The following is an 8963-nucleotide window of genomic DNA, read 5'->3' as shown; positions in this document are numbered from 1 at the left end:
CTCCCAGGTAAAGTCGTAGGTCTTCGCCTCGCGGATGGCGGATTTCTTGTCTTTATTCAGGACCGATGCCATGTTGCCCTCCCTATCTCACCGGATAATTAGTACGGATTCGAAAAAATGCCACGCGCAGTAGAGCCACATTTCATTTTGGGCTGGTGAGACGCGCCCTCAGGTCACTGGAGGGGCCAGAGGATGTGGAAAAGATGAAAATACCATATACTATTGACTGATTATATTGAAGATCGGAGAGATGCTATGCGCCCATCGCTCGGCGCATCCCCCCAAACGGCCCCATTGCAGTGACGCCAGGGGATGGCTTGATGATCAAAAAGCCGCGATGATGTGCAATCGACTGTGGCCATGATGGATTTTTCGCATGCCTACCATTAGCATGTTTTACGGTGTCTTGATTCAGATGTTCTGGCAAGATCATGCACCGCCACACTTTCACGCCCTGTATGGAGAATATGAGGTGCTCATAGACATCCGTACGCTGGAGGTTATCCAGGGCGAAATGCCCAGACGGGCACTGGCTTTAGTGTTGGAATGGGCACAGGAGCATCGGGCTGAACTTATGGAGAATTGGGAGCTATGCACACACAACCAGTCACTCAAAAAAATTCATCCGCTACCTTAGTCCCGCCCATCTACCCGAAAGCACCATGGCGCGTGGCTTCCGTGCGCGCGCTCGACGGATACCGACTGCATGTCCGCTTTGTGGATGGTACAGAGGGCGAGGTCTGGATGGATGCCTTGATTCATAGCCCAGGTGCGGGCGTTTTTGGATGCCTCTCAGAGCCCAAGGTGTTCAGCGCCGTAGGTCTGGAACATGGGGTGGTGACGTGGCCAGAGGAAATAGACCTGGCACCAGACGCTATGTATGACGCCATTAAAGCGCATGGAAAGTGGGTATTGGGTGGCTGACATTCTGGTCCATATCGTCCTTGTGCTTTGATAACTTGCGGTAATTTTACATTAAAACGAAACGTGAAGCACGGGGTGGTGAACAGTTACGCAGATAGTATGTTCATTTTGGCAACGGGCCATCAATTCCCTTCATGCCATGAAACACACCAAGAAACATCATGCGCAACACCTGGATACGGTTTGGATGGAACATGGCCATAAACATAAAAAGCTGACCTAGCCGAATCATCTCAACGCGCTTCCATTCAAGACAGGCATAATCGCGCCGCCTAATAAGTAAACTGTTACGGAATACATAATAATATCGAAAAGGTTTATGGATCGGGATGTCGCGCCATCGTATGAACCATATCCGCAGCCTGCTTTCACCTAACGAATGCACCATAGCAGCATCACAATGTCCCCACGCATGGTATCCTTTTGCCCGTGCTCTTAGTATCCACTCAGTATCTACATGATCTATGAACAGTCCCTCGTCCATGTAACCAACAGATGCAAATACATTGGTTTCTACCAATGATCCGGAGGCAATTAAGAAATCCACAGGTACCGCAAGATCTGCTGGCTTGCAATCCACGCGGCCTATACTAAATCTTTTGAAACGAACATGTTTCGATATGTGCCCGCTTTTGCTGTCTTTAAACATCGGACCTATCGCAGCTATTTTTTTGGTATTATCTTTTGCTATGGACCGATAGGCAAATAATAACTTGGTTACCATATCCTCATCAGGTACGCTATCTTGATCCATCAGAAGAATAAAGTCACAGCCTTGTTGTTGTGCCAAATGAATCCCGGCGTTTTGCGCTGCCGCTATACCCCGATTTGCTTGCAGACATATCGCTTGGATATTGTCTTTGCCCAAGGATGTAATCCATCCTGCCACATCAACGGTAGATCCATTGTCAATAATGATTGTGGCCTGTACCTGTGGAAATATGGCAGCCACAACATCAGCAAAAACCAGAAGGTCAGGATTATATGTGACGATTACCGCAGTAACACCAGATTTAGCCTCTGGATAGATCTCTATAGTACTCATACCAATAGACCCTCTTGAGGGAACCTCGAATAACAAAAACTTCACCGCTTGAAGTGGAGGGACTCCCTCTATGATGAATCGCGCTAATCAGGAATAGTATCTCCATTGCCGGATGGGAGTGCTTAGCTAATCCTAATGCGCTTTATAATTGTGCAACGAGTGCAGCCAGGATAATGCTGGCGTATAAGCGGGGTTTTCCCGCAATATTTGCATCAACGTTTTTTTTGCCGCGCCCTGCTTCCCCGCCCGCCATTGGGTCAGCGCAATGTCTGTCTGGAGGTTGCTGCGAGGATATGGAAAAAGTGGACGCTGCAACCCTGCGCGCAAAAAAGCGACTGCTCCGGCGACATTCCCCGACTGCACATAAGCCAACTGAGCGATTTGATTGCGCAGACTCACACTCTCGGGCGCTATCGCTAGGCCCTTGCGCCAGGCCAGCAAGGCCTCCCGTTGTGCTTGGGTCTTGTCCAGCCCGAGCAGCGATCCATGAGTCAGATACAGGCTGCCGATGGAATTCAGCACCCCCGACTGGCGAGGAATACCCACCAGACTCTGCCGATATTGTTGCAGTGCACTTTCCACCAGCAGCTTGCGATGGGACGCATCCAGCGCCTTGTCCCGCTCCGCCAGAGTCAGGTAGGTATTGGCCAGATACACATGGGGCTGGGTCGCCAACGGCCGCGCAAAAATCATCCAGTCGGCAGCTTTCAACAAAAAGACCGCCCGTTGATTACTGTTGGGGATTGCCTTGTTCAGCCAGCCATTGTTGCTGAACAGGGCAAAAGTCGCACCATCCGCCAGCAGATTCCAGGAAGCCGCCACCACCGCCAGGATCATCACGCCCTGAGCAATCACCCCGTGGTTAATGCCGATGCGGGGCAGCAAGGGCGAGGTATCCCCGCGATAGCCATAAATACGCCAGGCCCGCGCCAGAAAAAGCCCGCCCAGCAGGCTCAGGGGCAGGTTATAAAAAATGAAGTTACCCAGCGCGTGCCCAGTGATGGCAAAAACCCCCAGCACCAGCCCCAACGCCTCCAAACGCCGGTCCTCGGACAGATTCAGAGGCTTTCCGGCTTTGTAGAGCAATTTATAGAGCGCATACATCAGCACGCCGGCAAAAGCCAGCAAAAAGCCCAGATTGATCAGGCCGCCCTCGGCCAGATACTCGATGTAGTCGTTGTGGGTATACGTACCCGCCGACACTAGTTCGCCGGGCAGACGATAGGCCGGGTAGTAGAGGAAATAACTGCCTAAGCCCGTGCCCAACCAAGGGTGGCTGAGAAAGATGTGCCAGGTGGCAACCCACATCAGGCTGCGCGCCACGGTAGATTTGTTGCTATTAATATAACCGGGCGCCAAATGGCCAAAAATATTGTATCCCTTGGCGTAGTTCATCAACAACAAGGATAAAATGACCAAGCCGAAGACCATCATCCAGCGGTAAATGACTCCAGGCTGCCGCCGGAAGCCCACCAGCGCGAAAGGAATTGTGCACAACCAAGCTAGCAAAGCGCCCCTACTACCGGTTGAAAACATGGCCAATAACAGCACGGCGATAGTAGCCAGGTATAAAAGGCCAAGAACATCCACATGCCGAGAAAATAAATTCTGTTTGCGCTTCTCATCATAAACAAAGAAAACCGCCAAAAGAGGGAAAAACAGCAGATTCAGCCATGCCGCAAAACTATTGGTATCGAGCAACGGTCCATTGGGACGCAAGCCTTGCCAACTTATACCTTGCCCCATCCAACGATAATATTGCCAAAGCGCGATGATACTTAGCACCCAGGTACTGGCTACCACCCCCCACCACAGCCAGGTCCATGCCCGCTCCTGCACCGCATCCGGCATCATGAGCCAGATTAAAAAGCCCAGCGGCAAAGACCCCAGCACCCAAAAATAAAACCAACTGCTATAGGGCACACCGCTCCAGAACAGCGTAACGCCAAACCACAGAAACCAAAGCACCATGAACATCGGCAGAAAGCCGCGCGGCCATGGCAAACCCGCATGCAACCGGGGCCACCAGACCCAGACCCCCCAGGCCATCATCACCAACATGCTCATCGCCAGCAATGGGATAAGCTGTCCGTTGTAGTACCAGGACAGCAGATAGGCGACGAAGGGAAACAGGGCGTACAACCAGGGGCGGGTGGTGGGGCTCAAAGCAGACATGATTTATCCTTGTTGCTGACTAAGCAGAGCGATGGAGCAGAAAGACGCTTGATCCCTAGGTAATACGCACCTTTCCCTAGCCCATCGAAGCATAGAACAGGTTCAACTTTTTCCATGAACCCGTCGCGGATATCTTCAGCCTTTGGCGGCAACGTATCGACTCCTGTTTCACCAAGACCACCGCCGTTCTCACGGATATCTGCCACAAGGTCATCGGCATTGGACCAACCAGTACTATTCGGCACCCTGATCAGTGCATGCTTGCCGTCTGAACGCCAGCAGCGTTCAACTACTTGATACATAAGTGAACCTCGAATAACAAATGTGGCAACTGCTCCGGTTCGTCCGAACGATAGGCACTGTCCGCGAAGACCTGCACGCTCTCTTTTCCGGGTCCGGCAAGGCTTCCAGGCATTGGCTATCATGTACCGACGCGTTGGTCACGACGTACTGGTGAATCAGCTTATGGCGCTTGTCCACATTGTAGATGGGGGTCGTTACCAACAGGAGCATGGCAGGGAATGCGCGGCCGACGAGATTCATCAACGCGTTACGGAAGATGCTTTTAGTCACTGCGCGGCCAATCTTTTGGTGGTCAGCTGTCCCGCACGATAGGCCAGGTATTTGACGCCAGTTCTGAAGAGGGCTTCAGGGATGGTGAGCGGCGCATGGGTGAGGAGGTAGCGCATTTCAGAGGCCACAAATTTGCGCCCTTCTTTCGACACCTCCTTGAACGGGGATAATATGGCCGACTCTTGCGTGTGCAAACGGCCAATGGCGAAATAACGGCGCCACTCTTGGATTACAGTGAGATCATGGGAGTGCTCGACTTCGGCGTCGTGGACATAAAGCACGCTCCCCCCATGGATAAGTATGCGTGCTGCAACGATGGCGTCCTCTCCGGTTAGACACTGGCGAGGGAAGCCGCCGGCGGCCATCAGGCGATCTCTTCGGTATACCGCTAAGGAATCAGATGAGAAAGCAGTTTTAATACCGAGTCTCTCCGCGTGCTCTATCTTTTTCTCTAGCGTGATACCGGGCGGGTAATTAAACAGTCGGGCATGGCGTTCTATGGCGCGGGCGGTCGGTCTCGGGACTTGTCGGCCATAAGCCACTCCGGCATTGGGATGTTTACACAGGTAACAGACCAGACTACCCAGTGTATCTGGTGTTTTTAGGATCGCATCCTGGGTAAGGAAAGCGATGATGTCGGAATCGGCAAGCATATCCACGGCCATTTGTCTGGTGCCGCCATGATCGAAAGATCGCGAGTCGATAGTGACTACATGAAAACCGGCCTCCCGAGCATGCTTGTCCGAGAGGTCGGATGATCCAGAATCGATGATGAGGATGTGTTTGAGGTGGATGTTTTGTGACTGGATGGAACGAATCACCTGCTGCCAGCGCTCGCCGCCGTTTTTTACAGGCACGACAAGTGAGACAGATGCATGGGAATGTTCGGCTAGGCAGGTGGAGCAGGTTTTTGAATCGCAGTGCATAAATAGCCTATTGGGAACATCGAATAACAAAAATTTCGCCGTTTGAAGTGGAGGGACTCGCTCCCTCCTCGCCATTTTCCGCATTATCCATCATTTAGTTGATGATTTCTATGGGGTTTTCTATTTTACGGATTTTGGACGGATTACCCCTTACGTAGCAGCTGCTCCGATTCCTCCGAACAGTAGGCACTGTCGGCAAAGACCTGCACGCTCTCGTTTTCTGGGTCCACCCGCCTCCCATAAAAAGGTGTGAAAGCCAGATTGCCGACCACAATCCCAGTGCCTCAGGCGATTCGGGCGCGGTTGGCTCCGACTCTGGGCATTGGTGTTTGTTGCAGTACCCGTCCGGCTTCATACAATGCCTGCAACTCGCTGCGTACCACATTGAGTTCCATGTCGATGGAAGCCACTGCCGCGTCCCGTTCTTCCCGACGGCGCAGCAGGGCATGGCGATGGTTCTGAAGCTGACTAATGCGGGCTTGGCGGTCATTTTCGTTCATCGCGTGTTTCTCCTTTTGGGTTGGCGCGTCTGTCTATGCCATGGGGACAAACGCCGCTTTCGACGTTCGTCCTTCTACTAAAATACCCGCGTTTTCGCATGAAAATTCCAAATCGATTCAGCATGGCCGCCGCTATCAGCGCTTCCAGAGGCACGAGAAAAATCCCGGCATGGAATCCTGCGCCACCGGCGCCGAGGAACCAGTTGTCAGACCAGTCAGCGGCCATTCCTGCGCCGTAGAGGTCTGGAATCAGGGTGCCGATAAAGGTCAACGGATAGGCCAATGGCCAGGGGAAACGGTCCCCCAGGAGCAGAACGAGTACCGGCCAGATCACGAAGCCACCGGTCAACAGGTGCAAGCCGGTGATACCCCAGTACTGTGTGAACAAACCCATAGTCACGGCAAAGAACAGAAAACCCAGAATGATTTGCTGGTCTTTGACTTGACGCGCATATTTCAGAAGGATTCCCGCGCTGATGAGCGCGGAAAGTGCCCTACCTATTAACGTCTCTGGATTATTGACATACATGACGGGCACCGACAATGGAAAGTTCAGTCAGAGGGAAGAAGCCATTTTATCCCACCATATAAACGGTATGTAGGGGGGTAACTCCTATATCGCCCGCGTTAGTTGATTTCATATTGACGCTGAGGCCCGGATGGCTGTTCCGGCCATTATGGGCGGCATAAGCATTGGCCGCGGTGCCGACCAGCAGGCGGAAATTGGCAACTACGCCCTGGGCTTTGGCGGTTTCTATGTATTGAAAATATTGAGGAATGGCGATGGCGGCCAGTATGGCGAAAATGGCAATGACGATCATCAGTTCGATCAGGGTGAAACCGGATGCGGGGGATGACTGCTTCATCGGCTTTCTCCTTTTGCGGTGTTGTCGGCACACTGGTTAAAGGGCGTGGCCGGGCAAGGTTTATTAGTTATTCAGGGACGTTGCTTTTGAATAATCAAGGGCACCTTTACGAGATGCCCTTTGGTATGGAAAACCGATGTTGCTTAACTGAACAGTTACAAATGGATAGAATAACTAACTCTGCCTAGGAAATGCTACCGTTAGGTCCAACATTAATTGCTGCGCCATATGCAGCCGAGTAGCCAGCCGCCGTAAGCGCCTGCTTGACTGCCGTGTCTAGCGACGTACCTGCTGTACAGCTGCCTACTTGGATTGCTATAGATGCTGTATTTGATGCTGGTAATACACCGCTAGTCAAACTCGTTCCCGTGATGCCCACTTGCCCGCAAGTGCTGGGTGTAGTCCCAATTATAAAGGCTAAACCGCCACCTGCAGGATTTTGAGAAGATGAAACATTGAGAGCCGTTGTTAAATCCGTAGACTGGCCCGCTGCAGTTGCGGCAACGCCTGCTGTAACTTGTGTTAAGGCAGATTTGAAATTGGCTACAACCCCACTTGCCTTTGATGTCACGATATACTGCTCATACTGCGGAATAGCGATGGCCGCCAGAATACCGATGATGGCAATGACGATCATCAGTTCGATAAGGGTGAAACCGGCTTCGGCGCTGGCCTGCGCCTTTTTAACGAGCATACTCATTTGCAATCCTCCATGGGGGTCAATTAGTGCCCACGGTGTTTCTATGGGTCGACCCTGTGTTACACAATTCGTGCCATTGGCGCCGGTTTTGCCTTGTCGCTTCATAACATGTTGTAATCATAGTATATATTATTTCATATATAAATATGAGAATATTCTAACTAACACGTTCTAGTTTTTGTTTCAACATCTTTCCGGTGAAAGAGATAATTTCTCTTCACCGCATTCACGATGAAGTCGGTGAAGAATAATGCCTTGATTCAACGCTTTTACGATGAAGTCGACAAGATGCTAAACTTGGTCCATACCTTCACGACGAACAAAGCCAGAAAAGGGATCACGCATGGATACACCCCACCATTCACCCATTTTCGTAAGCACTCAAACCGCCGCACTGCTTACGGGCAAGTCGGTGAGAACGATCCACAACTGGCTTGAATCTGGGGTAATCAGGGGTAAGGATGCGCAAGCCGCTCATATTCCTGGCGGACTGATGCGGCGAATAGACCTATCCAGCATTGCCGCCAACGCCCCAACAGAGATGACGGACGAGTTTGTGGAGTGTGTCAGGCAGGCCGATGCTGGTAATGCCGACGGCAGGAACAATGTCGGAACCTATTTCTATAGGTTGAAGGAATACAAGATCGCCGTGGGCTGGTTTGAGGCTGCGGCCAAAAACGGGCATGCGGACGCCATGGAATTACTCTCAATGTGCTACATCAACGGGATCGGTGTCGAGAAAAACCATGCGCTAGGTATCCAGTGGCTCGGGAAGGCGGCGGCACTTGGGCACAGCATTGCTAAGGCGAAACTGCAGGCGCTGGGTTTTGAGGTTTGACTCATGGTTTCGACAGCAAGAAGTTTACGCTTTAGTTTTTGCAGTTGGACACGGTCGCGTCCGGTGACAAAGCCTTCGTCTTGCAGCTCTTTGTGCAATCTTTTAGCACCATAGGTCCTCCGGGTTTTTTCATGGGCAGCGCGAATGACCCGTCCTGAATTCATGGATTCGATAGTCCGAGTATTTTCATGAGTTCTACAGCATTGTGGGTGGCGTACGCGGCCTGGTCATTATCGAAGTAGACATAAACGGCGCGCAGATCCCAAGTCCGGATACGCGCCGCCCAAGTCCTGAGGGCCTCGGTCGTGTAGCAGCCGGCATAGGCAGCGAGGCTGGGGCCGTGCAGCCGAATATAGGCGAAGGATAGGGGTAGGGAACGGCGATTACCGTCCCCTCCCTCCGAACCCGGTGTGCGG

At 52.0% G+C, this 8963-nt stretch carries 12 protein-coding genes and 1 pseudogene; 3 read left to right on the top strand and 10 right to left on the bottom strand.

All coding sequences use genetic code 11. The features are described 5' to 3' along the window. The first annotated feature begins 376 nt into the window (after positions 1 to 376). Together Q0C48_RS05475 and Q0C48_RS05470 are read left to right on the top strand one after the other, a co-directional pair. Positions 377 to 637, top strand: coding sequence for a DUF4160 domain-containing protein (locus Q0C48_RS05475; RefSeq protein ID WP_291522261.1), 261 nt, complete (start codon positions 377 to 379; stop codon positions 635 to 637). Positions 638 to 669: 32 nt separating this feature from the next. Beyond that, the gene (locus tag Q0C48_RS05470) at positions 670 to 924 is read left to right on the top strand and encodes a DUF2442 domain-containing protein (protein ID WP_291510228.1); all 255 of its coding nucleotides are present in this window, start codon (positions 670 to 672) and stop codon (positions 922 to 924) included. 103 nt (positions 925 to 1027) lie between these two features. Here the strand turns inward: Q0C48_RS05470 and Q0C48_RS05465 are convergent, their stop codons facing one another. The 8 genes from Q0C48_RS05465 to Q0C48_RS05430 form a co-directional block, all read right to left on the bottom strand. Further along, the gene (locus Q0C48_RS05465; protein ID WP_291522259.1) at positions 1028 to 1969 is read right to left on the bottom strand and encodes a glycosyltransferase family 2 protein; all 942 of its coding nucleotides are present in this window, start codon (positions 1967 to 1969) and stop codon (positions 1028 to 1030) included. Between the two features lie 132 nt (positions 1970 to 2101). Then, a complete protein-coding gene (locus Q0C48_RS05460; RefSeq protein WP_291522257.1) occupies positions 2102 to 4144 on the bottom strand; it encodes an O-antigen ligase family protein in 2043 nt (680 codons plus the stop codon). Continuing rightward, positions 4132 to 4446, bottom strand: a complete 315-nt coding sequence (locus Q0C48_RS05455; protein ID WP_291522255.1) for a hypothetical protein — start codon at positions 4444 to 4446, stop codon at positions 4132 to 4134. Before Q0C48_RS05455 ends, Q0C48_RS05460 begins: the two co-directional genes overlap by 13 nt. Before the next feature lie 267 nt (positions 4447 to 4713). Then, positions 4714 to 5673 carry a glycosyltransferase family 2 protein gene (locus Q0C48_RS05450; RefSeq protein WP_291522253.1) on the bottom strand — a complete coding sequence of 320 codons (960 nt, stop codon included), beginning with the start codon at positions 5671 to 5673 and terminating at the stop codon, positions 4714 to 4716. Between the two features lie 254 nt (positions 5674 to 5927). Then, on the bottom strand, positions 5928 to 6143 hold the full coding sequence (locus Q0C48_RS05445; RefSeq protein WP_291522251.1) for a hypothetical protein: 216 nt from the start codon (positions 6141 to 6143) through the stop codon (positions 5928 to 5930). Beyond that, positions 6130 to 6672, bottom strand: a complete 543-nt coding sequence (locus Q0C48_RS05440; RefSeq protein ID WP_291522248.1) for a hypothetical protein — start codon at positions 6670 to 6672, stop codon at positions 6130 to 6132. The genes Q0C48_RS05445 and Q0C48_RS05440 overlap by 14 nt, the downstream gene beginning before the upstream one ends. Positions 6673 to 6718: 46 nt before the next feature. Continuing rightward, positions 6719 to 7009, bottom strand: a complete 291-nt coding sequence (locus Q0C48_RS14675) for a prepilin-type N-terminal cleavage/methylation domain-containing protein (protein WP_366937013.1) — start codon at positions 7007 to 7009, stop codon at positions 6719 to 6721. A 184-nt stretch (positions 7010 to 7193) separates the two neighbouring features. Continuing rightward, entirely contained in the window at positions 7194 to 7709 is a 516-nt protein-coding gene (locus Q0C48_RS05430) for a prepilin-type N-terminal cleavage/methylation domain-containing protein (protein WP_291522246.1), read from the bottom strand. A gap of 343 nt (positions 7710 to 8052) precedes the next feature. Between Q0C48_RS05430 and Q0C48_RS05425 the strand changes: the two genes are divergently transcribed. After that, positions 8053 to 8547 (top strand): sel1 repeat family protein, encoded by a 495-nt coding sequence (locus Q0C48_RS05425; RefSeq protein ID WP_291522244.1) that lies wholly within the window; start codon positions 8053 to 8055, stop codon positions 8545 to 8547. A gap of 47 nt (positions 8548 to 8594) precedes the next feature. Here the strand turns inward: Q0C48_RS05425 and Q0C48_RS05420 are convergent. Then, positions 8595 to 8693: pseudogene (locus tag Q0C48_RS05420) on the bottom strand (IS3 family transposase); the annotation flags it as partial. Positions 8694 to 8707: 14 nt separating this feature from the next. Then, the coding region (locus Q0C48_RS05415) for a DUF72 domain-containing protein (protein ID WP_291522242.1) at positions 8708 to 8963 on the bottom strand (256 nt) is incomplete at its 5' end.

The sequence above is a fragment of the Acidithiobacillus sp. genome, assembly GCF_023255755.1.
In the GTDB taxonomy this organism is placed as follows: Bacteria; Pseudomonadota; Gammaproteobacteria; order Acidithiobacillales; family Acidithiobacillaceae; genus Acidithiobacillus.
The sequence above is the reverse complement of the archived record's forward strand: the minus strand, read 5'-3'. Positions and strand labels throughout refer to the sequence as shown.

Excerpts from the sequence above, each read along its gene's own strand:
- Q0C48_RS05475 (WP_291522261.1), top strand. The coding sequence starts at position 377 with ATGCCTACCATTAGCATGTTTTACGGTGTCTTGATTCAGATGTTCTGG.
- Q0C48_RS05465 (WP_291522259.1), bottom strand. The coding sequence starts at position 1,969 with ATGAGTACTATAGAGATCTATCCAGAGGCTAAATCTGGTGTTACTGCG.
- Q0C48_RS05460 (WP_291522257.1), bottom strand. The coding sequence starts at position 4,144 with ATGTCTGCTTTGAGCCCCACCACCCGCCCCTGGTTGTACGCCCTGTTT.
- Q0C48_RS05455 (WP_291522255.1), bottom strand. The coding sequence starts at position 4,446 with ATGTATCAAGTAGTTGAACGCTGCTGGCGTTCAGACGGCAAGCATGCA.
- Q0C48_RS05445 (WP_291522251.1), bottom strand. The coding sequence starts at position 6,143 with ATGAACGAAAATGACCGCCAAGCCCGCATTAGTCAGCTTCAGAACCAT.
- Q0C48_RS05440 (WP_291522248.1), bottom strand. The coding sequence starts at position 6,672 with ATGTATGTCAATAATCCAGAGACGTTAATAGGTAGGGCACTTTCCGCG.
- Q0C48_RS14675 (WP_366937013.1), bottom strand. The coding sequence starts at position 7,009 with ATGAAGCAGTCATCCCCCGCATCCGGTTTCACCCTGATCGAACTGATG.
- Q0C48_RS05430 (WP_291522246.1), bottom strand. The coding sequence starts at position 7,709 with ATGAGTATGCTCGTTAAAAAGGCGCAGGCCAGCGCCGAAGCCGGTTTC.
- Q0C48_RS05425 (WP_291522244.1), top strand. The coding sequence starts at position 8,053 with ATGGATACACCCCACCATTCACCCATTTTCGTAAGCACTCAAACCGCC.